The organism is Pseudomonas sp. GW823-FHT02C02 (assembly GCF_058797635.1).
Genome location: NZ_JBXAJV010000017.1, coordinates 49,800 through 72,480 on the forward strand (window position 1 = coordinate 49,800; position 22,681 = coordinate 72,480).

29 protein-coding genes are annotated in these 22,681 nt (G+C 55.6%); 12 read left to right on the plus strand and 17 right to left on the minus strand.

What is annotated here, in order from left to right; genetic code table 11:
• Positions 1–48 precede the first annotated feature (48 nt).
• Positions 49–594: a hypothetical protein gene (locus tag AC1ROI_RS25905; protein WP_102594772.1), complete on the plus strand. Its 546-nt coding sequence runs from the start codon at positions 49–51 to the stop codon at positions 592–594.
• The gene (locus tag AC1ROI_RS25910) at positions 591–1,256 is read left to right on the plus strand and encodes a hypothetical protein (protein WP_102594773.1); all 666 of its coding nucleotides are present in this window, start codon (positions 591–593) and stop codon (positions 1,254–1,256) included. Before AC1ROI_RS25905 ends, AC1ROI_RS25910 begins: the two co-directional genes overlap by 4 nt.
• 277 nt (positions 1,257–1,533) lie before the next feature.
• Here the strand turns inward: AC1ROI_RS25910 and AC1ROI_RS25915 are convergent, their stop codons facing one another.
• Positions 1,534–1,857, minus strand: a complete 324-nt coding sequence (locus AC1ROI_RS25915) for a hypothetical protein (protein WP_146012983.1) — start codon at positions 1,855–1,857, stop codon at positions 1,534–1,536.
• A gap of 198 nt (positions 1,858–2,055) precedes the next feature.
• On the opposite strand from AC1ROI_RS25915, the gene AC1ROI_RS25920 reads away from it, so the two are divergent.
• Both AC1ROI_RS25920 and AC1ROI_RS25925 read left to right on the plus strand, forming a co-directional pair.
• Entirely contained in the window at positions 2,056–2,352 is a 297-nt protein-coding gene (locus AC1ROI_RS25920) for a hypothetical protein (protein WP_102594775.1), read from the plus strand.
• Positions 2,353–2,419: 67 nt separating this feature from the next.
• On the plus strand, positions 2,420–2,953 hold the full coding sequence (locus AC1ROI_RS25925) for a hypothetical protein (RefSeq protein WP_102594776.1): 534 nt from the start codon (positions 2,420–2,422) through the stop codon (positions 2,951–2,953).
• A gap of 83 nt (positions 2,954–3,036) precedes the next feature.
• Here the strand turns inward: AC1ROI_RS25925 and AC1ROI_RS25930 are convergent, their stop codons facing one another.
• Together AC1ROI_RS25930 and AC1ROI_RS25935 are read right to left on the minus strand one after the other, a co-directional pair.
• On the minus strand, positions 3,037–3,963 hold the full coding sequence (locus AC1ROI_RS25930) for a nucleotidyl transferase AbiEii/AbiGii toxin family protein (protein ID WP_102594777.1): 927 nt from the start codon (positions 3,961–3,963) through the stop codon (positions 3,037–3,039).
• Complete coding sequence (locus AC1ROI_RS25935) at positions 3,960–4,532, minus strand: hypothetical protein (protein WP_102594778.1); 573 nt, start codon at positions 4,530–4,532, stop codon at positions 3,960–3,962. The genes AC1ROI_RS25930 and AC1ROI_RS25935 overlap by 4 nt, the downstream gene beginning before the upstream one ends.
• A gap of 197 nt (positions 4,533–4,729) precedes the next feature.
• Between AC1ROI_RS25935 and AC1ROI_RS25940 the strand changes: the two genes are divergently transcribed.
• Positions 4,730–5,014, plus strand: coding sequence for a hypothetical protein (locus AC1ROI_RS25940; RefSeq protein ID WP_102594779.1), 285 nt, complete (start codon positions 4,730–4,732; stop codon positions 5,012–5,014).
• A 14-nt stretch (positions 5,015–5,028) separates the two neighbouring features.
• Positions 5,029–6,186, plus strand: a complete 1,158-nt coding sequence (locus tag AC1ROI_RS25945) for a hypothetical protein (RefSeq protein ID WP_102594780.1) — start codon at positions 5,029–5,031, stop codon at positions 6,184–6,186.
• A 285-nt stretch (positions 6,187–6,471) separates the two neighbouring features.
• Here the strand turns inward: AC1ROI_RS25945 and AC1ROI_RS25950 are convergent, their stop codons facing one another.
• Complete coding sequence (locus AC1ROI_RS25950) at positions 6,472–6,762, minus strand: hypothetical protein (protein WP_102594781.1); 291 nt, start codon at positions 6,760–6,762, stop codon at positions 6,472–6,474.
• Positions 6,763–6,907: 145 nt separating this feature from the next.
• On the opposite strand from AC1ROI_RS25950, the gene AC1ROI_RS25955 reads away from it, so the two are divergent.
• Complete coding sequence (locus AC1ROI_RS25955) at positions 6,908–7,555, plus strand: hypothetical protein (RefSeq protein ID WP_102642669.1); 648 nt, start codon at positions 6,908–6,910, stop codon at positions 7,553–7,555.
• 473 nt (positions 7,556–8,028) lie between these two features.
• Complete coding sequence (locus AC1ROI_RS25960) at positions 8,029–8,277, plus strand: hypothetical protein (protein ID WP_173677535.1); 249 nt, start codon at positions 8,029–8,031, stop codon at positions 8,275–8,277.
• 38 nt (positions 8,278–8,315) lie between these two features.
• Here AC1ROI_RS25960 and AC1ROI_RS25965 read toward each other — a convergent pair whose 3' ends face one another.
• The 9 genes from AC1ROI_RS25965 to AC1ROI_RS26005 are packed head-to-tail and all read right to left on the minus strand — an operon-like array spanning position 8,316 to position 16,618.
• A complete protein-coding gene (locus AC1ROI_RS25965) occupies positions 8,316–8,906 on the minus strand; it encodes a hypothetical protein (RefSeq protein ID WP_102594785.1) in 591 nt (196 codons plus the stop codon).
• The gene (locus tag AC1ROI_RS25970) at positions 8,903–9,451 is read right to left on the minus strand and encodes a hypothetical protein (protein ID WP_102594786.1); all 549 of its coding nucleotides are present in this window, start codon (positions 9,449–9,451) and stop codon (positions 8,903–8,905) included. Before AC1ROI_RS25970 ends, AC1ROI_RS25965 begins: the two co-directional genes overlap by 4 nt.
• 5 nt (positions 9,452–9,456) lie before the next feature.
• Complete coding sequence (locus AC1ROI_RS25975; RefSeq protein ID WP_146012984.1) at positions 9,457–9,993, minus strand: hypothetical protein; 537 nt, start codon at positions 9,991–9,993, stop codon at positions 9,457–9,459.
• Complete coding sequence (locus AC1ROI_RS25980) at positions 9,983–11,119, minus strand: hypothetical protein (protein ID WP_102594788.1); 1,137 nt, start codon at positions 11,117–11,119, stop codon at positions 9,983–9,985. The genes AC1ROI_RS25975 and AC1ROI_RS25980 overlap by 11 nt, the downstream gene beginning before the upstream one ends.
• Positions 11,120–11,128: 9 nt before the next feature.
• A complete protein-coding gene (locus AC1ROI_RS25985) occupies positions 11,129–12,217 on the minus strand; it encodes a type II secretion system F family protein (protein ID WP_102594789.1) in 1,089 nt (362 codons plus the stop codon).
• A complete protein-coding gene (locus tag AC1ROI_RS25990; RefSeq protein WP_158243831.1) occupies positions 12,217–14,103 on the minus strand; it encodes a GspE/PulE family protein in 1,887 nt (628 codons plus the stop codon). The genes AC1ROI_RS25985 and AC1ROI_RS25990 overlap by 1 nt, the downstream gene beginning before the upstream one ends.
• The gene (locus tag AC1ROI_RS25995; RefSeq protein WP_158243832.1) at positions 14,103–14,912 is read right to left on the minus strand and encodes a hypothetical protein; all 810 of its coding nucleotides are present in this window, start codon (positions 14,910–14,912) and stop codon (positions 14,103–14,105) included. The genes AC1ROI_RS25990 and AC1ROI_RS25995 overlap by 1 nt, the downstream gene beginning before the upstream one ends.
• Positions 14,913–14,921: 9 nt before the next feature.
• Complete coding sequence (locus tag AC1ROI_RS26000) at positions 14,922–15,542, minus strand: prepilin-type N-terminal cleavage/methylation domain-containing protein (RefSeq protein WP_102594791.1); 621 nt, start codon at positions 15,540–15,542, stop codon at positions 14,922–14,924.
• A 35-nt stretch (positions 15,543–15,577) separates the two neighbouring features.
• Positions 15,578–16,618, minus strand: coding sequence for a type II secretion system protein (locus AC1ROI_RS26005; protein WP_102594792.1), 1,041 nt, complete (start codon positions 16,616–16,618; stop codon positions 15,578–15,580).
• 153 nt (positions 16,619–16,771) lie between these two features.
• On the opposite strand from AC1ROI_RS26005, the gene AC1ROI_RS26010 reads away from it, so the two are divergent.
• From AC1ROI_RS26010 to AC1ROI_RS26025, 4 genes are all read left to right on the plus strand, one after another.
• Positions 16,772–18,457: a coiled-coil domain-containing protein gene (locus AC1ROI_RS26010; RefSeq protein WP_102594793.1), complete on the plus strand. Its 1,686-nt coding sequence runs from the start codon at positions 16,772–16,774 to the stop codon at positions 18,455–18,457.
• Between the two features lie 92 nt (positions 18,458–18,549).
• Positions 18,550–19,719 carry a tyrosine-type recombinase/integrase gene (locus AC1ROI_RS26015; protein WP_102594794.1) on the plus strand — a complete coding sequence of 390 codons (1,170 nt, stop codon included), beginning with the start codon at positions 18,550–18,552 and terminating at the stop codon, positions 19,717–19,719.
• 8 nt (positions 19,720–19,727) lie between these two features.
• The gene (locus AC1ROI_RS26020; RefSeq protein ID WP_102594795.1) at positions 19,728–20,087 is read left to right on the plus strand and encodes a hypothetical protein; all 360 of its coding nucleotides are present in this window, start codon (positions 19,728–19,730) and stop codon (positions 20,085–20,087) included.
• A gap of 244 nt (positions 20,088–20,331) precedes the next feature.
• Positions 20,332–21,168, plus strand: coding sequence for a metallophosphoesterase (locus AC1ROI_RS26025; protein WP_102595600.1), 837 nt, complete (start codon positions 20,332–20,334; stop codon positions 21,166–21,168).
• A gap of 92 nt (positions 21,169–21,260) precedes the next feature.
• Here AC1ROI_RS26025 and AC1ROI_RS26030 read toward each other — a convergent pair whose 3' ends face one another.
• The 4 genes from AC1ROI_RS26030 to AC1ROI_RS26045 all read right to left on the minus strand — a co-directional run bounded on the left by AC1ROI_RS26030 (position 21,261) and on the right by AC1ROI_RS26045 (position 22,645).
• Entirely contained in the window at positions 21,261–21,731 is a 471-nt protein-coding gene (locus AC1ROI_RS26030) for a hypothetical protein (protein ID WP_102595601.1), read from the minus strand.
• A 101-nt stretch (positions 21,732–21,832) separates the two neighbouring features.
• The gene (locus AC1ROI_RS26035; RefSeq protein WP_146012967.1) at positions 21,833–22,111 is read right to left on the minus strand and encodes a hypothetical protein; all 279 of its coding nucleotides are present in this window, start codon (positions 22,109–22,111) and stop codon (positions 21,833–21,835) included.
• A gap of 16 nt (positions 22,112–22,127) precedes the next feature.
• Positions 22,128–22,316, minus strand: coding sequence for a hypothetical protein (locus AC1ROI_RS26040; protein ID WP_102595603.1), 189 nt, complete (start codon positions 22,314–22,316; stop codon positions 22,128–22,130).
• Between the two features lie 14 nt (positions 22,317–22,330).
• Positions 22,331–22,645, minus strand: coding sequence for a hypothetical protein (locus tag AC1ROI_RS26045; RefSeq protein ID WP_102595604.1), 315 nt, complete (start codon positions 22,643–22,645; stop codon positions 22,331–22,333).
• Positions 22,646–22,681: the final 36 nt, after the last annotated feature.

The window sequence follows — 22,681 nt, forward strand, 5'->3', positions numbered from 1 at the left end:
AGACTGCTGATATTCTTTTGAGACTATTAATTTATACAGGTATCAGCCATGTCGCTCTCTGAAGCCGCCCCTCGCGTCAATTACGTCTACCTTGTGATATCAATCATCACCGCGGTGCTCATGGGCTACAAATTCGGTCCCGTATATGCTCTGGTCGGTCTCCCGGCTTACCCCCTGATCGCGTTTCTTGAGCAGCTGTATGAAAAACTGCCTCAACGACTTCACTCAATCGCTCCCTGGGCGACACTGCTCCTGCTGTTCATCCTCTGCGCAACACTGATGATTCTCGCCGGCAAAGCCATGGCCGAGACCATCGAACCAACCGAGACGAAGGCAACGGGATCCGTAAATCCGTTTTCCGCAGGCGACGAAACGGTCGCCTCGGTTGGCCGCATCTACGTGATGTTTCAACAACAGCTCGCAGAGCGGGCCGGCAACCAGAAGTTCGACAAACTTGCCTGGATGAAGGCCATGCAAGATTGCTCCACCCAATCGGCAGAGCCCAAGATCACAGAATGGGCCATGGCGGAATTAGCAGCCTGCGCCGATGCGCGCGCTGCAAAATACGCAGGCGGCCGGGCCGCTGCAGAATGATGAAAAGGCTCCTCATTGCCAGCGCCCTCCTCGGACTGCTGTCACCGGTGGCCCAGGGCGATCCGCTCACCGCGAAAGATATGCCCTACCTGCATGTGATGCTGCTCCGGGCACAAGCTGCCCCGGAGCAAATCGCGACGGCGCTATCTCAATTAAGCCTGGCGTCCAGTGGCACTGCGTACCTGCTTCCCGCGGGGCATGCTCAGGCCGAACAACTGCTTCAGATACTGGCCTCCATTCATCCCAAAGTCCTTGCTGATACCGACGTGAAGCCATCCCTGGCCGCAAATACGGCGATGGATGCGGTTGTGGAAAATGAAGGCCTGCGCATCCGAACGAAAACAACCAGCATCAGTGGCGAGCGGCTTAAATTGTGGTTGGGCATCGAGCGCTCCACGGCCGACGGCGGACCTACAAACATTGTCGATCGAACAAGCATCCCGGCTGAGATTGCCTACGGGGAGGCCTTCGTGACCACTACCGATTCCGGGTTGATCGTGGCAATCATCCCTGGTGCATTCGACTCTGTTGAAGAACCTCCCGAACCTGATACCTCTCCAGCCGCCGAGGGCCGGAGAGTTGACCAGACACTGGATGAACCACATCGAATTATTTGGGATACCGCGGCACCCGATGACGCCAGGTCATCGGATCCATCCTGATAGGAAAGAAGTCGAGGACATTGCCATGACCACAGCAGAGATAAGCACCGGCAGTAACATTGCACTAGGTACGTGGATTGGCGATCTGTTGAGCGCGATTGCCCCAAAGAACTCACCCGCGTTCTCGGCCAACCTGCATCGCTGGATGCGAAGTCACGGTCGAGTAGGAGACACCGTTTACCGCCTTGATGCCGGTGGCAAGTTGTCTAGGGTCTACGGCGCCGGAACACTGTTCCTCGGTCAGCCATACGCTGATTACCGGGGCGATACCGACTTTTCAGGTGTTCTGCTTATGGGAGTGCTGTGCAACGGCTCCAGGGCGACGCGAGTGTGCCTTGGCGGCGCTGCGCCGTCGCTGGTAGAAGTTGGGAACTTTTGGGACCAGTACAAGCAAATAGGTCGGTGCGCTATCGATGTGACTCACTCTGTCGGGTTCAGAGATGAAGCCCGGCGGTTCCACCTTGTTGACGGTCAACGGACCTGCAAATGGTGCGCTGCGCCGACAATGAACACGTCTAAGTAAGAAGTGCAGCGCGCTTCTCGTATCCACATAAACGAAGGAATGAGTAATGACAACATTGACATCCAGATCTGTGACCATCCCGCTTCCAGCTCTGTTAATCGCAGTGTTTGCTGCCGGCATATTCATTGGAATGATGGCTGGGGTTGCAGCTTACTCTTATGGCTACAACAAGTCTCAGGAACAAGCTCGGGTCGACCGCGCTGCCGATCCTGTTCACTCAATTAGTGCTTATTGCCCACCTCCGCCGCCGCAATAACTGGAAACGGAAAACATGGCATGCGCCAAGTACCACTGACCCCAGAGCAAAGCAAGATTGCCTTGCTCCAACTGCCGGACGAAATTGATGCTCCAGCAAATGTCTGGTTTGACCGGCTACTGGCCGCTGATAACTTCCTGGCCGCACGGGAAATGCGCGACGGTGGCCATGCTTTTGCCAATGAGCTGCAGCGAGACGGGCGTATCACTCCGGCCGAGGCGAATCTGATGCGCCTGACTTTCGATAACCAGTGGTACAAGCGAATTGACGCCTTGGACGCTAGCCAAAATGGCTTAAACGATGAAAGCCTGGGTTAGAACACATCGACTCAAAAAGCTGTTTCCCAGCGGTTACAGGCAACGCGGATAGCGGATGGACTAGTCAATGATTATCACAAAGCGCAAACACGATTCGCAGATCGCATTGCTTGAAGCCAAGTTGGCCGGCAGCGCCACGCTCATCGCCCAACTCGAAGCCAGGGCCATCCTGGCAGAGCAATCAGCCCTTAAGCTGGTAGAGCAATCAAAGCAGAGCCTGCGGCAGGCGTCTGCGTTCAGTTCTGCAGGAGAAGCTGCATATGCCTACGCGGATGAGTTTGAAGAGTGCAAGGGAGAGTGGGCCAGCGCTAACCAGGACCTATGGGAGTACGCCGCGTGCGGGGCGATCCTCTTCGGTCAGCAGCACGCCGCCAATGCTCAGATTGCCTTCTTCAAATTGGGCGCCTGTGTGCCCTACTACATTGATGTCGACAATCAAAACAAGGTGATGGCAGCGGAACTGACTGATCGCGTAAACGGCGGTATCACGATCACAGTGGACGGCGAATATTTGAGGCACCTGGAAATTGAAGGACTTGAGAACACCATTCAATGGTTTTCAAATCTGGTCACATCCCCGCCGGGTTGGCTTGGCGTATAAATTGTCGTCACCGAGCATGCCGAAAAAGGCCCGCAGGTGCGGGCCTTACCATTTCACATGGTTAGCTGCGTCGATCGGGGCGGTTAGGGCCCATCAAAACCGAGTCCCTGGTCCCGAAACGCATCGCGCGCCAACGCCGCCTCGGGATAGACCTCTTTCAGTTGCTTCAGGTCCGATACAGCGTGACGTAGCCAGGCTGCAGCAAAGTTCGGATTCTTGGTAAACATCGAGGCCATCCGACTGTCAACAAAACGCGCCATTTCGCTGCTGAATTTGTCCTGGGCATCGGGCGCCTGCATCCGCAGGATCGCCGTGTCTACTCCCGCTAGAAAGTCCTCGTCTGTTCGGCCGTAATCGGCGACCTTTTGAGCCACCCACTCGTAGTTCGGTTTGATACCCTTTTCGGACAAAAACCGGACATCCCACACATCCCGGGCTTTCAAGTGAGTTCGAAGACCTAAGGCGACGAGCTTGTCTGAGTAGATCTCCTCCTGACTCTCGGCGATCACAACGATGCCCTGCAGCCCTTGCTGATGCTCATAGGGACTCCGGATCACCACCGGGGTGGGATCGATGGAGGGGACGTTGCAGACCTCAAAATTGATGCGCTGCATCTGAGCTTCCCAGGGCACCTTGATTTTGAACGTCCAGCGCTTGACGTCTATTCCATCACCCAGCTCTGTATTGGGCCCAGCCACGGCATCAAACCCGATCCCGTAACGAGCATTCATCGCCTTTTCCAGAATGCTGGTCAGATGCACGACATTCAGTGGCTCTGGCGAGCCGGAGCCGCAGACAAAATCCAAATCCTCAGAAAGACGTGTACCGGCGTAGCAAGCTCTGAGTGCTGTCCCGCCCTGGAAGATCAAACGATCGCCCAGGTCTGAATTGGAAAGCGCGTTCAAAATCTCGTAGTGCAGAATTTCCTTGAGTACTACTGGTTGAGCCAGTTGATTGTCCGTCTGACGCATCGCCTGCGCGACATGGTCCTTCAAAGTGTGAACGCTCAAAGGCGGTGCTCCTCGATCAGGTGGTCATAATTGCGCTCGTCTACCGGGCGCACCAGGTCAATATTTCGTCCAATCGCGAGCAAGTCCGAAAGCGCCAGCTCCGGGGGCGCCACCCTGATTTGTCTCTCTGGGTCCAATTTTGTGAGGCAATATCGCTCCTCAAAAAATTTATCACCGGATACTCGATTGAACTCAATCATCCCCAACGGGGTCTCATAGAGGGCTGAACGCCCGGTGGTTACGAAGGTGAAGCGGTTAGGAATTTGGCTGATCCAGTCGACTTCGTGGAGAACCGATTCCAACGAGAGGTAAGAGGGTGAGTTGGGGCGCAGGATCGCTGACAGTTGTACGAGGGCATGAATAGGCTTTTCCGCCCGCTCGTTAAGGTAAAAGCCGCGGAAAATCTGCCGCACACCCAGCAGCTCTGCGTTTCTGCCCAGGTAAACATTCAAGGAGTGCTCCGCCAGACCGCTCAGCCTGGCCAGCGACTTGATGTTGAAAACCCACACTCGCTTAGACGCGAATGCTTCAAGGGCTTTGATGATGACCGATCGGGTCGACTGTCTCATGTAATCGTTACCTGAAATCCATGCAGTTACATTATCGCATCACCCAAACAAAATCGACTTCACTATACGCTTAGACCCCGCGCTTCTCTTGCAATCGCGAAATGCAAGCGATGGACATAATAGCGCCGGGATCAGCTATAATCGGTGCATCTCGATGACTCTCAATCGACACGATATTGCCCGGAAAGAGGCTCTCCATGATCATAAGCAGTTACACCGCACAGTTGTGTCTGGATGACAACAAGGCACCCGTTTGCGCGATGCTCGTCCTGGATGGCCTGGTAAAAACCGCTCCCGAGAAGGACCAGGTGATCACCGCAGCGCTGAGTAGCGACCACCAGCTCACCATCGAATATGGCGGCGAATCGATTTCGCTTCAGCAGCTTCACACCGATGTCTGCAAATCCCTTCGGGACGGGACGCCCTTACTCATCAAGCACGAGGGTTCCGGTTACGAAATCCTCGTGCCAGTGACCTTGTGAGTAGGTAGACAAACATGCGTAAGCCTCAGAAAAATATTTTGCAAAGCTTGGGTGCCACCTCAGCAGTCAGTTACTGGCACGGCGAAATTTCGCTGAAACGAGCAATTCAAGCAGCAGTGGTTGCGGGCCTTGCAGGTTTGGCCATCGGCCATTTTAATGCAGATCACTCCACCGATCTTCTGCAAGCCCAGACGGCGCCCGGCAGCCTGACGTTTCATGATGCAGGCATCAGCCGCATCTCCAATATCAACCTGACTGTCGATACCAGGCAGGGGGTGACCGGTTACTTTCAGCGAGACACCTACGCACTTGATGGGGAGTTTCGCAAAGCACTGGAAAATGAGATCAATACCGTAATCGCTCAAGCTGAAGTTGCGGGCTCATGGGACATCTACATGGCTGCTCGCCTGACGCTGCTCTACATGAGTGAGGATCCGTTCGAACGCCAAGTGGGGAACGCCACGCTCACCTACATCCAGAGCAACCAGCACGCGGCGGCCGGCGAGCTTCCGCGAGCGAGCTATTACACACGAGTAAAAGCGACCGAGATCGAGGCCGATCGACAGATCTTTGCAATGGCCGACCAAATGGCTGAGGCGCTTCGCAACGGTGGCAAAACGCCGATCACCCGCCGTGCGGCAGAAAATGCGCTCCTCTCGTTTTGTCACGATCCTGACCGACTGCTTGCTGCTTTCAACGTGGCCAAGGGCGTTGAGGAAGGACCGCCGAATATTCGCAACATCCTGCCATTGGTTCAAACGGCCATCCAGGTTGAGACGACCCGCCTTTCGTTGACCAGCATGTCAGGCCAAATGCTTCGCAACACTGAAGTTGCCACCAACCCTGCTGTCCAGGCATTGACCCTGAGTCGCCGGCTGAACATTCCAGTCGCTGTTCGCTCCTACAGCGGTGAGTTTGCAGATCACTACATCCAGGGAAACATCGAGCCCACAGAGCAGACGCTGAACTCGAAGATCAAGACTGGTTTTGATCTGAGCGATGGGCTGGCAATTACCGGGCGAGGGGTGATTCTGAACCAGGTTCCTCTTGAGCATGAACAGTCAGTGCAGGTTCCAGAAATTCGGTACTCCGTTCTGAAGGTGATTGAGAACGAAAATCTTCTGGATCACGACGACCCCTCCTACACAGCAGACTTCAAAGTCTCGATGTAACCCCCATAAAAAAGGCCGCACTTTAGCGGCCTTTTTTATTGCCCAGAATCCCTTAAATCGGTCAATGCCGCTGTTATGCCAGCATTGCCCCGCGCGTCTCCACACCTCAAAATTCAAAACGTCATGTCTGTTCAGGGAACGTTCAGCAACTCTGCCGAATTTTTTCGTGAATTTCCGTGAATTTGTAAACTTTTTGTAAGCTGCACAGTACATGTGAGCTTCCGTACATGACCGGGGAATGAGAAAATTGCTCGCCAGACAGACAGGACGTCCATCTTCACCGAGCTAGGAGCGCTCTTCAAAGAGGTCATCGAGCAACTCGACCTCGTTAAAAAGGATGCTCCGCTGAAAATCACGGCGGCAGGCGAGACGAACTGGAACACGCATTGGATCTTCCACGCATGGCTTGTCACATACCACTCCCTCCGTTGTCCCTTTGCCCATCGGCACTCGTACACGCGTGCCTTTTGGGAATGCCGCGGCCACAGCCTTCGCCAGTGCGGCAGAGGTCTTACGATGGTCACTGCTGGCCTTTTCGATGTCCAAAAGCCGAGCTTCATCCAGGGGCTTAATCACTCAGCGCACTCCATTTGTTTACTAACGCATACTCACGAGAATACACTTACCACACCTAACAGGCAAGGCGTGGCACCCTGCTCGTGATGTGCTATTTTTATATATGTTTTCCTATTGCAGTCTCAATTGAAGAAGGCCGCGTACAATGAAGAATCCGGCACTGACTTGGTCATTCCCATTTGAGCACGGAACGGCTCTCCCAAAAGATCGGGATATCCACCCGAGTGAGTTTGATATTCCCCATGGTCACCAATCCTTATACCCCGTGGTCGATGCAGGGCGGCAACTCTACCTCTCAATCACCCTGCAGGGCGAACCAGAGTACTTTTTGAGCCCGCGGTCTGGTAGCCCGGTGAATTTGGATCGAGAGCGCAGCGAAAAACAACTGCTTGCTGGCCTGCTGGTAGGTCTCCCACCGCGGATCAACTCCATCACCTTTTTCAGCCGGGTCATGGCTTTGCCGGAATACCTACACGAAGCCGCGATCAGCTCCCTGGAACACCGACGGATCGACACCATTCACGAGTCTCCAGCCGATCTGGTCACAGCCCTGCGCAGTATGAACAGCACCATGGGCGCTGCCGTGCAGCGGGCGATGAGCATTTCAAAAATGGCAAGAGAAGTCAGTCTCGCTCCGGCGGAAGAACGGGTTCGCCTTTGGAAGGGATTTCGTAAAGACCACTCAGAAGCGTGGATTGAAGACGCGCGCCCAGTGGCGGAAAGAATGATCCAGCGCGCAGCACAAAAACTGCGCGAGACCCCACCGGCTGCTGAATATGAATTCAAATTCTGAGGCCAGCCCTTTATAGGCTGGCGCGCTCGCCTAGAAGGTCGTGGCCCTCACGATCGGGGGCCTGGTGTGTGTGTCGACTCTTCGACCAGCTCATCGGCTGCGTGAGTTTCAGTCGAAGTCGGCGAGAGGTTCGCTTCGACCCTTGGGAAGGCCTGGTCAAACTCGTACTCCGCGAAGTCGGCCCATTCCTGAATCTGGTTACCGTACTTTTCAGCAAAGCGATCCGATAGCTCGGATCTGTTCTCGTTGACCCACTCGCGCAAAGACGGCTTTCTCATTATTCAAGCTCACAATTATGTAAACGGGCACCGACTGCAGTCGATGATTCTGTCTGTCGCTGCTTGCGCGGCCCAGAAATTTGGCAGCGCTGGAGCCGCAATACCAGGTCGGCCCCCAGCTCATAGTGGATGACTGGTCGCATCATTACGCGTGCGCCATGATACTGTTTACATGTACAGCATCAGGTATCAATCATGGCCCACAAACTACCGCCGTTCCGTCCGGTCACACAGGCCGAGTTACGCGCAATCTGGTCGCAGCATGCCGACTCTGACATACGACGATTGGTACTTGAGATCGTCAGGTATCGCAACGTGATCGCGGACATCGACAAACTCTACAAAACCACACATCAAGCCTGGCGTGACAGTTTCGGCGGTAACCTGGTTGCACTGCATCTGTTCCAGCAGCTGATGACTTTAGAGCGCGAGCGTCTGCCTTAGCGACGACACGCTCAGCTGCAGATAGGTAGCGTCGACCCTCAATGACCCTTTTGAAAAAGGCGCCAGTAATAGTTCGCGAAAATTCGATCAACAACGTTCGTCGGCGGATTTATGTCCGGGCCTCCGCCCTCCTCGATCACATCCAGGTTCAGAGGCACGTCGATGTTCCAAATCAGTGCCCGCGGGTACTTTTCAGTCGGGAGACTGAAGAGATCGAAGCGCAAGGACTGACCACGGTAGCGCTCCGCGAACGATGTCAGCTCTACCGTTTCGTTGTTCACGTTGGCCAGACTGACGACCTGACGACGGCGACCTTCGCCGTCATAGAGATACACCAGGAGGAACGATTTCTGCCCTTTGTCGATGTAGCCTCGGTATGTCTTGCCTACCTCCCCCTGGACTGATCGGCCAGTGGAAGCGCGGTACTCCCAAAACAGTGCATTGCCCATCATCTGAATACGGTACTTCACTTCGGCCAGGCCCGACGCCCGGCCAAATCCCGTATCAGCTCCAACCCACCCCACAATGAGCAGCACCGACAGACAACCGGCGGCGACCGATAACCGCTGCTTGCGGCTGCCTTCTTCAAAGGGGTTGAGGAGACCCAGTAGTGCCCAGTTGAAATTCATCGCGTGAACTCAATGCGATGGGAATACTCACCAGCGACCAGGGTGACCGAAGACCCGGTGACGCGGGCGATTACCGATACTGGCTGCCCTCCAGGAGCAGTAACCGTCATGCCAATGGCGCCGCCAGAGCGGACAAACCGGTCGTTAATAAAGGCTCCACCGGTTGTGATGCCACCAAGCCTTACCGAGGCCAACTGATTCCTCAACTGCTGCTCAGCTGCTGCGGTCTTCAGTGCGGTCTCATCCTCCTGAGGAGCGGACGCCGGAACGAAGATATCGTCCAGCAAAGCCAGGTCTGGCTCGGCCGGATCGTTGCTTACCGCCGGCGACGCCATCGCTCCTGGTAAAGCCTGGGGATTACCTGTCACGGTTACGCTCGGGGCAATCTCGTTGACATACCCCTTGATCGACAGATGAGAGAACTTGCCTGCAAGCGGCGGCGCTCCGTACACCGCGACCAGCAGCGCAAAAGCGACCGTTGCACCTTGCATCAACAACACATGGTTCGAGGAAATTCGATTTCCAACCTGACCAAAACTGCTCATTTGCTTTACCCCTCCTGGCGAACCAGTACGCAAAGCCCGCCAAGAGTCGCCATAGGCTTCCCGTTCAACGAGGTGATGTCCAATCGATTGAGTTCAATATCATGCCGCACGAGACTGTTGATGCCCCTCAGCATGGCCCTCATTGAATCAGCAGACACTTGCAGGCCGGTTTGATCGCCGCCGGCGACACACGTTCGAAGCAACCCAACGGGACTGCCCTCGAACACAACAGCTTCTACACGATCGCTTCGCAGTGTGTTGATGTTGAACTGAAGGCCGGTGCTGCCGAGACGCAGGGACTGACCAATGCCGACCAGATCCTGTCGGCCGGGTTCGGCCGCTACTAAAAAGGCTTCTTTCCACCGCTCACGAACAGGCAAAAGGGCCTGGTACGCAGCCTTCCATGTTCGAAGATTTTCTAACGCCTTGGCTTGTGCCGACACGGCTTGGCCGATGCCGGTGGAGGCTTTCCAACCGCCCAATCCAATGGCTAGGGCCACGATCACGCCGGCGACCACACCCACAACACGTTCATTGGACATTCCAAACCCCCTCAACTTCGATGATCCGCGCGCCTTCTGCAGAACGGGTTTCGCCTGGACGCAGCCACATCTCGTATCCGGACTCCTCGGCCAACTTAGTGAGCAACTGCTTGGCGAAAACACGGTCTGGAATCGTGGGGTCGAGCGGTACTTTCAAATCCATCTCGAAATCAGTGGCACGACCACCCAAACCATGATTCGAAGCACCAGGGCCGAACACCAGGATCCTTTTGACTTCGGCGCCGCTCTTTACAGACGCAGCCGCCAATGTTGTCCAGCGACGGATCAAATCGCCCTGTATCGGCGGCTTATCAAGCATTCGCTGTTGGCTCGATAGTGTGTTGAGCATCGCCGAACCCTGTTCGTAAATGCCGCTCACGCCCTGCACTTCAAGATCAAACGTTTTCTGCAGGTCGGTGTAGCGCACCCACTGATAGCCAACCAATGCCGCGGCGACCAAGCCCCCAAAAACAAGACCTACCAACGGATAGGCCAGGGCCCTCAGCGGGCTCTCCTTTGCACTGCCCGACCTCAGTGCGCGCAGTCTCAGTCGCTTGAGATTCAGCTTCTCAACCGGGACAGGGATTATCCTGAAACTGTCCATCAGTCGTTCGGGTAGCTCCAGCGGGAACGCCCAGTAGACCGGCAGGTCGTCCTTGGTGCCGCTGCGATTCAATACGTCGTTCAAAGCCAGCAAGAACTGCGATGGGAAGTCCCCAGAGCCCATGGCCGGTAAACGCTTGTCGACCACCTGGACGACGCGACCATCCGCTACCAGAAAAAATTCAAGGTTGGTGTCAGTTTCGGTTGCCGCTCCACCGACAAAAAGAAAATTCCCCCTCAGCTTGCGCATGTAATGAAGGTAGGCATCGGCCAGCAGGTAAAACTTCACCCGCGGCTGCGCCGCAACCTCCGCCATGATTGCGTTCGGCACCCCGACGTGAAGGCTTGCACCGTCGCCTAGGAGCCTGAAACTCGCCGGACGAGGCGGCTGCATTTGCATGTCAGCAAACACGGGGGATGTAGCATCCAACGTGACATAAGCCGCTTCTCCTGCAAGGTAGACAATCTCACCAGGGCGATATTCGGCCGTTATCAGTGAACGAGCCTCAGAAATGACGCGCATGTTGCTCCCCTATCTCATGTGGCCCGACAATGTGTTACCGACCATGGTGACCACTTCGAACATGTACGCGATGATTGGTAGCGCAGCCGAGCCGGCTACGAGAACCAGAACGAAAATTTTCGAGAACTCAACCATCCTGTTGATGGTGGTTTCGGCATCCTCAAGCAGGTAAACGCTCGCCGTAGTCAGCTGGTCGTCCGTCTCCATGGTCTGTTCAGAAATCTGCAGGGCAACCTGCAGAAAAACTGGCCACTGCTGCCGCGGATCGCTCGGATCCAGGCGCTCCGGATCGCAGGCCGCACCCAACCCTTTACCCAGCACCATATCCGCCTGGTATCTCACGACACCCTCGCGAAAAACTGCAGGTATCGACTTCATGGTGATCCCGATCGCCTTCGGCATGTCGGAATAACCTGCTCGCCACATTAGCGCGAGATAGCGAGCCCAAAGGGCGAAGGAAATGTTCTTGATCGCGCTTCCCAAAAACGGGACTTTGAGGACCCAGGAAAACATCGTCATCCGCCCCTGGGGAGTGCGCCCGTAAACGATCAGGACAACGATAACGATCGCCAGCAATGCCATGAGATACGGCCCGCTGTTACGCAAGAACTCCGAAAGATTGACCAGTCCCTCCATCAACATGCCTCGCTCGGTTTGACGGCCGCGCGGTTGGAGCTTCGATGAGGTTTCAGACAGGATCGGGATCACTCCCAGGATAAATCCAATAAACACGGTGATGCCCATCAGAAGCATCACTGCAGGCTGCACCAGTGATTGTGCGGTTTTGATCATCCGCACCTTCATCATCAACGTGTCACGGATCTCGAACATCACCGGCACCATCTTCCCGGACTGCTCACCGACGACAATGGCCGCAATGATTTCCTCAGGCAAAAGCCCCTGACAGGTGTGGGATAGATATCGCCCCGATGCCACCTGCTGGGACATCTCCGCGAGCTTGTCTTTCTGCTTGGGTAGCAGCGATGAGAGTCGGGTTAGCGCACTAGCCATCGGTATGCCGGCACTGAGCAAGGCCCCGAGGTTCCGCGCGAACATAATCTGCTGACGCAAGCTGAGCATTTTTATCTTGCTGGCCATTAGGTACTGACTCCCGACAAATCGATTAGGCCGGCATGCAGGGCGTCGATGGCTTGCCGCTCAAGCGTAAATGCCTGTTTCTCAGCGGCTTCCTCAAACTGCCCTTGGCGCAGAAGCTTTTTGACTTCCTTCGTAAAGTCGAGGATGCCGTGGACCGGATACACACCAACGAAACCCGTTGCGTTGCATTTGTCACAACTGTGCCCAGGCCTTTCCCGGCTCGTAGTCGGAAAGCGAATCTTATTTTTTTTGATATCCAACCCATCCACGTCCATGCCGCGCAAGGCCATGCTGTACCGAAACTTGGACCACTCCGATTCAGTGGGGACCCGCTCTACAGAACAGATAGGGCACAGCCGCGGCACCAATCGCTGGGTGATGATCATCACGAGTGCCTGAAGCAAGTCGTTCTGTCGCTCCTCACTCAGTAAGTGGGCCAGCGATGTGTAACCTTCCACCGGTTCCGTGGCGTGGAACGTCGACAGCACCAGGTGACCTGTAAGCGCCGCCCGGGTGGCGACCTCCGCGCTTGCCCTGGAGCGGATTTCGGACAACAAGATGACGTCCGGGTCATGGCGCAGGAAGCCTTCCAAATACGGCTCGTAGACGTCCGAACTCGGCAAACTGAACTGTTCGACACCGATCAAAGTCCGCTCTTTCGGGTCCTCCAGCGACAGGCGCTTTAGCGTGTCGCCGAAGATGAGATAGTGCTGTCCCAGAAACGCAGCCAGAGTCGTTGACTTACCGGAGTTCGTCGGGCCGACCAGGAGGATAATCCCCCTCTTCACGTTCAGGGCCGATATCAAGTGTTCCTTGACCTCAGGTACAAAACTCAGCCCATCGATATCGACGAAACCATCTCCATCTTCGTTGGGCAGATACCGCATCGAGATGGACACGACCTGGTCGTCGTCATTAAAGGCGGTTGAGTTGTCGCCCGGGATGAACGAACAACGCATTTCAAACGAAAGGTTCTGCCCTTTATAAAACATCCGCCCTGTTTTGGGCTTCATCAGGCGAGTACCGGAAGGGTTCGCTCCCGACAGTTGCATCAGATAGTTTGTGACTTCAATCCGGTCCTGCAGGGTGATCCGGTAGGTGTAAAGTCGTATGCCGTTTTCGCGGTAATAAATCTCGCCTTCACCTGTTTCAAGAACACGTAAAGACAGGTCTGTTGCCTTGCGTGAAATACCTGTTTCCAACAGGTCGATGGCGGTGTTGCGTTCAGGCCCGCGAGTACGGTCGGCGTAGTAAAGTCGACCGACCTTGGCACCCGTGTCCGCCCCGCTACTGTCTTTGCGCGCATTGCGCAGGGGAGTAATGACCTCGGCCCGCGGCGCGAATGCAAAACGTAATACCCGGCGCTCGGTTTTCAACCCGGTGGCCAGAGGGCTTACAGCCTCCTCGGAAACACCGCGCTGCCGGTAACGCAGCATCTCTTCATAGCTTGAAAAAATCAGGCAGTTGTCGCCAGACGGCATGCTCGTGAGCAAGCCAGCGATCTTCTCGCACTCATCACGAACAGCATCACTCGCAATGAGGGGGTGAGGCACCAGGGTGTCTGGAAGCTTGGCGTAATATGGCAAGCGGTCCTTGACTGCCATTACCTCAACTTCGTATCGACTCAGCTGAGGGAACAGGCGAGTCAGATACTGGAAATAGGGCTCCCGGGCATTCGGTTTTTCGTGGCTCCGGGACTCCACCTGCTCTTCGGTGATATGGCCGAGAAGGCACACGATCTTGCCTGTCAGTTGTCCTCCAGTTGGGTTCAATCGAGCGACAGTCAGTGCAAATTGCCGCACCGGCTCGGGTGCGTCATTCGGCCATCCCCAATCACGAAGAAAGCCATTGGCGATACGCTGAAGAACATCATCATCTTGTGACATCAGGGAACCCTTAATTCGCGAGCTATTTGCCGCGACGTACCGGCTGCACGGCGCACCGTCGTCGCTGTTGATACAAGAGCCACATGCTTCGCAGTAAGCACGTTCAACACCACGGGCTGTCCCCATCGTGAAAACTGGTCGGAACAGTCCAGTGGCGTCTGATTGAGCATCACGGGCGACACACACGAAGTGTTGACACAAGGTCCACCGCCGGCTGCACAAATGGTGTTCGCGTTGCCGATCGCAATTGGCCCTCGTGGAAACGTGTTGTGCTCCATGACCGAGAACCCGCGGCCTAACTTCTGCAGCGTTACCTGCATTCGCATGGCTTCATCCGTGAGCAAAGCCAGATAGGTTTCTCGGGTCTCAATCAGGTCATAGGCAACGCCGGTCGAAGGGCCGCACCATGAAGCCGATGTTGCAAACCCCTCCGTGGCAGAGCAGGTATTGCTGGAAACAGCGAGCGGATCCCATGAAAGGTCGCCGTTATCATCCAGCGAATACACCAGGGCCCGATCAAAACGCCAGACACCATCGGAGACGTTGGTAGCACTTGCAAAATACAAACGGTCCGGATTTGCGCTTTTGAGACGAAACCCCTCATCCGTGGACGTAATATCAGTCAGCGAAACAGTCCCCAGCCCGCCGGTGCGCGCGAGGCGCATCCGGAGAGCGTCTGACGCCTGTTCGACGTAATAACTGTCCAGTCTGGCCCGGTGCTCGTAGATATTTTCCTGAAGAATCCAGGCCCAGCCGGTCATTCCGGCCATCAAGGCGCCAAATAGGAACACGACCACCATAACCAGCATGATCAGTCCTTACAGGTCATAAACAAGGGTCAGCGTTGGGTGAGTAGTACCCGACACTGCTGTGTAACGGACAACACCAGTTGTACGAGTTGTAGCCGGGTCAAACGTGATACTCCCCTCCCGATTCTGGAAGATCTCCTGCACCATATCCGTCGGAACGTTGGTTAACACCACCCCGATTTGGCGAGAGTTGATATTGACCAGGCTCATGACGCTGTCGCCGATCATGTACACGCCAGGCGAACCGGCACTTGGCTGGGTGACAACGATGACCGCGTCGGACATGTTTCGAATGCCGGACGTTTGATAGCGCGGCGCGTAGGTCGCTGAAATGATGCCGGCGACTTTGTCACCCATGATCACCGCATCCAAAATCGTGTTTCCCGATGCCGTCAGCGGGTTGGAAGTCACGGTGGTTGGCGATCGCATTGTCTGGTTCATCAACGCGATCGATCGCACCACGTTTTGCGAAACGGACATCATCTTCTGCGCGTTGGACTTACCCGTGATGCCGTTGTTGATCAGCGGATAGACGATGGCTGCGACAATGCCGATGATGATGATCACGATGAGCATCTCAACGAGGGTGAAACCCTTTTGTTTACCGCGGCGGTTGGCTGTATGAATCATGTTTCTTCCTCTTCGTTTTTCGCTCAAAACCATCACTAGAAGGTGATGACCAGATCACTGGCCAATACCCCGGTGGGGGCTTGACCAAGACTCACAGACCCATTGATTCGCAAGGCCCCGTAGTGCGGCTCTGCGTTCGCACCGTTGGTGCCCAAGGGGTCATAATCTCTGCAGTACTGAATTCGTCCGCCCCACGGGGTTACGCCGTACTCGGCTTGTGGCAGAGCAAGCTTGCTCAAGACATCAACGTTCGCGGCGTCAAGGCTGTACCAACCATCCCGGCATCCCATATTCGAGGCAGGGTTACCGCCGGCCAGGTTCACGGCCGTCGCAGCGGGATAGAAATTGTTCGTCGCCGTCGGCGCGGCGCTGATACGCATCAAGTTGAAGTACCGCACCAGCTCATTGGTGATTTTCCGCATCCGCTCGGCAGTCATGTCGAGCCTGCTGCGTTGTAGGCCAAGCGTCGAAACATAGACCGCCCCGAGGTCTGGGTCCGTTACATCCCAGGTCTGCCGGTTCGCCAGCGTCAAGACCGGACTTTGACCAGGGATTCCAAGCGCCGCGTTGGGATTGCAGACGCTACCGGTGCGGGTGCAAGCCGTTGTGTACAGGACACCAAGTTGATAAGTCAGGGTCGCACTTGGACCAGTGCTTCGAAACAGCGGGACGGCTTCGGTAAGCCCGGTCAGGCGCTGATAAACCCTCACGTTGTGCATCGCCGAGGCGTCATCAACAAAGCTGGAAGGGTCGACGCGTGACCGCCTGATCAGATCCATGAGCGCAAGATCCGTGACCGCCGCGCTATTGGGGTCGAGTGGCGCATTCGTCAAGCCGGCGCCGGTGTAGGGCACTGGCAGTTGACCCAAAGGGCTTTGCGACGCCGCCCAGGACTCCATTGCGGCTCCGATGGCCGCATTGGTCACTTTCTGCCGGTCCGAGTACTCAATCTGGCTCAGCCCACCCAGTAGCGGGAACAGCGACGACAGCGCCTGCGCAATGATGCCCAGGATAACGACGGTGATAAGCAGTTCTGGGATTGTGAACCCGCTCTGCCGAGCGCGTGAAATACGCATTAAATTGTCTCGCAATGTTTTTCTTTAGACTACACATTATAAAATCATTGCGCAACGTAAGGAGGGCTTATAAAGCCTCTAAAGGCCTTTCTATGCATGGCGTTGTTGGCTACCATAGGCACATTGAAACAATCCACAGTTTTGGAGCATGTTATGCAATCAAATTTCAGCTTGAGCGACGCGGACGTCCGCCGGCTTGTTGACGATGCTCAGCACAGTCTCAACATCGACCTGCTCCGAAGCCACATTTACCGGTTTGTCAGCCTGCGCAAGGAAATGGCCGTGGCCATCCACAACGCCGCGCAGGAGCGAAGCGATCTGGTAAGAATCGTAGAGACGGCGAACAAGGTCCTGACGGAAGACCGGAGCACAGGACTGCTAAGCCTGCTCGATCGCAAAGGGCTTATCAGTGGCCACCGGGAAAAGCTGCGCGTTCAGCTGCAAACCAACCAACAGCTCGCCGAGCAAAATGCTGACTTCCGGCAGCGGCTTTCTGCGAGCCAACACTCGGCCGCACCCACACAAGCACTGCGCGAGCAAGTGACCAAGCTCACCACCCAGCTAACCGACCTCTCCGCTCGGCACGAACAGACGCTTCAGGACCTTGAACAGATCCGGCACGAAAAGGCAGTGGCCCCGTCGTTCGAACCAGTCTCGGCTCCGGCCACAGGGCAATCTGAAGACCTGCTGGCCAAAGTTGCCCTGCAGGCAGAAGAAATTGAGCGTCTTCAAAACGAGCTCAACGGCGTCCGGGGCGCATTGAACGAGCGCCGGCAAAATGAACTGGCTGTGGCTGTCACTACACAGGCCGCGGAAACCCCAGAACTGGAAAAAATCCAGACGATGTTCCGGGATCAGGTCAGTGGCTACCTGGCTGAAAACTTGCAACTGAACCAGGCATTGCGCACCAACAAGGAGGCTCTGGAGACACTGACGAGCTCACTCCGACACGTTGAAGGCCTTCTTGAAGCTGCAAATCAGGCCAACAACGAATCATCGTTGACGATCCAGGACCTGCGCTCCCAGATCACCACGGCCGAGGGCTTGATCCAGCGACTGCAGGACGACCTTGCTGCCCGGGACAACACCATCGGTCAACTGCAAGCAGAAATCCTCAAGTCACAACAAGCACTGACCCTTATTCAAAAAAATGAAACCCAACTGAAGGAACAGCTCGGTGCGGCGCAAGGTACAATTGCAGACCAATCCGGCCGTATCGACGCGCTGACGCTGACCCAGGGCAACCTTAGCGAACAAGTTGTTCAGCTCACTCAGCAGAATGGGGAAAGCGAACAACAAGTGCAGTCGCTGCAACACAGCATCCAACAACACATCGATCAAATTGAAGGGATACAGCGTCAGCTCGACGAAGCCGTCACCAACTGGCAGAACCAGCAATCGTCAAGCGCAGAGCAACTGGCTCAGCGTGACGAATTGATCAGCCGCCAGCGCGCTGAAATGGCTGCCCTCGAAGCCAGCAAGTCCGCGCTTGAGCGGACAGTGATCGCGCTGACTGAACATACCCAGAACCTGGTTCAAGTAAAACAGGCATTGGAGGGAGCCTTGAAAGCCACCTCGGCAGAGCGGCGTCGCGTTACCTCGCTCGCCAAAGACACCGCCCTCGACCTGTGCAGCGCGCTGCAGGCCAATAAAGCCTTGGAGTCCCAGGTCAATGACCTGCAGGCTACAGTCAACGAGTTAAACTCACGACTGCAGACCGCGAGCAAGGTGATCCACTTTTCTGGGCCTGCCTCCCGGCGGGAGGCCCCCGCCGAGGAAGTGCCGAACTTCGAGGAGGAATCTTCGATCGAACATAACGGCCCGGGCAACTCGATGTAGTTGATCAAATAACGATCAGGCAGCCACAGCTGCCTGGTAGCTGCATCTGGTGATGCAACCCACAGAGTTTTCCACAGGAGCAGTGGATAAGTATGCAACGCAACCCCGTCGACCAGATGGCTGAAAAGATCCTCGCCGGGACTGAGGTTGCCCTTGCGCCTGCAACGGTAGAACGCGAACTCAACTCCGTTGAAATGGAGCTGAACGCGATCGGCAAATTTTTTTATAAGTGGCGTAACTCCCCCCACACCCTTCGCCGATATCAGACAGAGATCGCCCGGCTGTGGCTCTGGGCCTCCGACCAGCACCTGCTGATTTCTCAGCTGACCGACAACGACCTGGAACGGTACGAAGAATTTCTGGCGGATCCGCAGCCACGTAGCCGCTGGTGCTCTGGGAGAAAGTATCCGCGCGGCTCAGTTGAATGGCGCCCCTTCGTTTCGGGGCTATCAATCACCTCCACAAACCATGCCTTCAACGCCATACGCGCGATGTTTACCGTTTGGTTGAAATCGGGATACATCCACAGCGACCCGATGGCAAACAAGGCACGAATCGGCTCATCCATGAATGATGGGGTGGACACCAGTTCATCTGCGGCCGTCGAATCGAAGGATCGCTGGTTCGATGACAAGATGGCACGGGCCATCAAACAAGCCTTGGCGGCGATGCCTGACACGTCCCCAAGCCTCCTGGCCAAACGTTCACAGTACACGCTCATTATTCGAACGCTGACAGTTACTGGGGCTCGGGTGAGCGAACTGGTGCACGCCAAACAATCACAGGTCTATGAAGATCGATCCGGATGGTGGATCAAACTCCGCGGGAAGGGGGGCAAGCTCAGGACCGTGCCGCTGCCAGTCGATTACATCACCGGTGTTCTGATGCCTTGGCGCGAAAGCCACGGCCTGCCGCGCATACCAGCAGCAGACGAGCTCACGCCGTTGTGTCCACCCAGAAAGTGGGTCGAAGGGAAGTCGGGGTTAAACAGCCGAATGGTCCTCGATATCGTCAAGAGTACCGCCAAATTGGCGGCTACCCTGATGCCGCCCGAGGCGCAGCGCGCGACCGCACTGCTGCAAAAGGCAAGCAACCACTGGTTTCGTCACACGTTCATCACAGCCCTGATCGATGACAACGTACCAGTCAAGACCATCCTTACTACCGTTGGGCAATCCTCAGAACAAACCCTGAGGATCTATGACCATAAGCAAGATAACGACCGCCATGTCGACGTCACTCGCGTCGCATCCAAGCTCTGAGGCCCACCGTGAATACTCCTTACCAATTGGAATCCCTCTACAGCGAACGGTACGTCAAAAGCGACCTCTATCGGTTTCTCCAGTCTCAGTCGGCCAACAACGCTCGCGGAGTGATCATCCCGTTGAACGAGCGCGGGACCAGAGCCTGTTTGATGCTCGACTCTCCTACACGTCGGGAAACCTTGGTCAGCACGGGTTGGTCAAACCAGTTTCTCGTAATACCGGCATTCCACTGGCGATTGATCACGAAAAAATTCAATCTCACCGTCATTGAAAGTGATGAGTTTCCAGCCACGCTGCAGCCAGCTCAACTTTATCAAGTGGCCAGGAACGCCTGGAAGAAAGAAGCTGTGACAACCCCAGCTTAATCGGACAGGTCAATCTTTCGCTTCGCGTTACATGGGCCCAAGCGAAGCTTGGGCAGACAATCACATAAAAAAAATACAATAAAAAATACACATGACCGCGCAGCGTTGATCACCCCCCTCACCCCCGAGATCACCTTGTAGCAATAAGTCCACCCCCACCCGATGACTACCAGCCCGAATTTGCCAAAGTCCATCTCTGCAATTCCGGGAAGCCAATCTGAATTTTTACGCTACGGTGACCGATATGCTAAAAAGAAGCCCCCCTCCCTCCTCCAGCATCGTTCATCTACCCCTGAATGTTCACGGTAGGGATTTCGGTTGCGGTGACATACATGGCGCCTACGACCTGGTAATCCAAGGAATGAGGCAGGCCCAGTTTGATCCCAAAGTTGACCGACTATTCGCTGTCGGCGACCTTATCGATCGGGGCTCGGGCTCCCACCGTACAGCTCGCTTCCTTGCCCAGCCATACGTGCATGCTGTCCGAGGTAATCACGAAGACATGCTGATGCAGCTCTATTCCGACCCGCTGGTAGATCGGCCAATTGAGGTCGTGGAGTGGGCAGCCAAACGCAATGGACTGAACTGGTGGTTGGACACACCTGCAGATGCGCAAAAGGACATTCTCAAATCAATTCGCCGGCTCCCCCTGGTTATCCAGATCGAGACCACCCGGGGGACCGTTGGACTGGTCCATGCGGACGTCCCCGCGGGCATGACCTGGCAAACATTCCTGCAGCAGCTCGACGAAGGGAACGAACAGGTGATCGAGACCGCGCTGTGGGGCCGCACCAGGCTTAATTCGAAGGACGACTCAGGAGTGGTAGGAGTTGGCCGTTTGTTTGTAGGGCACACCCCTCAATGGGAAGGGCTGCAGAAACTTGGAAACGTTTACGCTCTCGACACCGGCGCGGTGTTTGCCCAGTTGAATCACCGAGACAAACCCGGCGCCCGGCTGACATTCGCGAATCTCGCCATGAAAACGATGGATCTGACGAACGTTCGCCACACTCCTGCAGATCCTGTGGATGTACGCGACGGAATTGTCGATGACAGCCCTTTCGGCAATTATACGCGCTAACCAACCCCCGGCCGGCGAACTAGGGCGCGTCTACTGATCAAGCCCCGCACAGGGCAGGGCTTGTGGTGTACCTGGTGCGAGTATTCTCCGAGCTACAGCTTCTTGGCTTCAACGCGATAAATCGAAGCTTCAGCGATCAGCTCGCCTCCATCGAACCTAAAGTACATCCGCTCTCCGTAATTCAGGCTCGCTAAGTCGATTTGCGACATTGGCTCCTGATCAACTTTGTCAGCCACCAACCAGCCGAGGATCACGCTCTGACCATCAACCTTACCAGCGCACAACTTCTGGGTAACCTTCGCGTCGAATCCCTGCATTGAGACGATTTTCGATATGCCAGATCGGCACTCTCCCGAGGGGATATCGAAGGTCATCACCTCAACGTGGGTACTGACACCTGGCTTCACGATATAGCCAGCAGTCACCTTTACCCGCCATGTAGTGTTATCCGACGTCATCTTCGGAACAATAGTTTCAATGACCAACGGGGCCGCCTTGGCAACCTCAGTTGCTTGAGCCGATGTAGTGATCAAGATCATCGCCGCAGCAAAAATAAACTTCATAGATTCCTCGTTTTCGCGGACGTGAGAATGGGCGTCCTTCTACGTCCGCAGCCCAGCGATGGCTGGGCTTGTTGAATACCAGGGCGGGATCTCCGTTGAGGCTACTGCTCGGCGGCAACAACAGGTGTGCATTTCTTTGTCGCATTCAACCCGTCGAAATGGCCGACAACGCCAGGGATGTCCGGGTAGTCAAAGCGCCTTTGAGGGCCTGGCACGCCAAAGCCATGGAAAATCCTGTAATGCTGATTTTTGGCGAACCAGCACACGCTTTTGTCGCCAAACACTGCCAACGGCACCCCCCGGGCTGAGCTGAAGAAGCGGCCACCTGGTAACGCATCCAGGACAGCCCTCACACGCTGCTCGGCGTTCAACTTGCGCATATCCCTCTCCATCGGTTTATTCCAACGCGCTGCGACCGGTACGGTCGGCCAACTCACTTCTAATGGCCTTTAGCTCAACCACATGTTGCTCCAGCGCATCGACGGAAGCATGAGGCGAGTTAACCGCCAGCTTGCGAATCAGTGAGCTGGCTTTGGCTGAACTGTTCAGGGCACGTTGTTCAAGTTTCTTCAAATCGTGGTCCACGGATGTTTACCCCCTTACTCGCTGAGTGAAGCTTGTCCAGCAACGAGTAGTGTCACAGGGGATCGCAGTTCACCCGAGTTGTGCATAGCATCGGCGCACGCATTCAAAAGTTGCTGCGCTAAACGCATGGCCTCTTGGGCATCGCTGATCTGAACCTGCAGATAGTCAGGGTATGACACCTTGCCTTCGATCACCTGGCGCCCTTCACCTTGGTCAAAGAGGATCTGGCTATCCTTTCCCGCAACGTTGAAAACCGATTCAAGCAATAGGGGAGTGACCGTCGGAATAGCATCGCAGATCTGGGCGGTTATCTCTTCGCTTACCTTCATGGTGTCCTCGACTCTCTATTTAGTGAAGCATCGCTA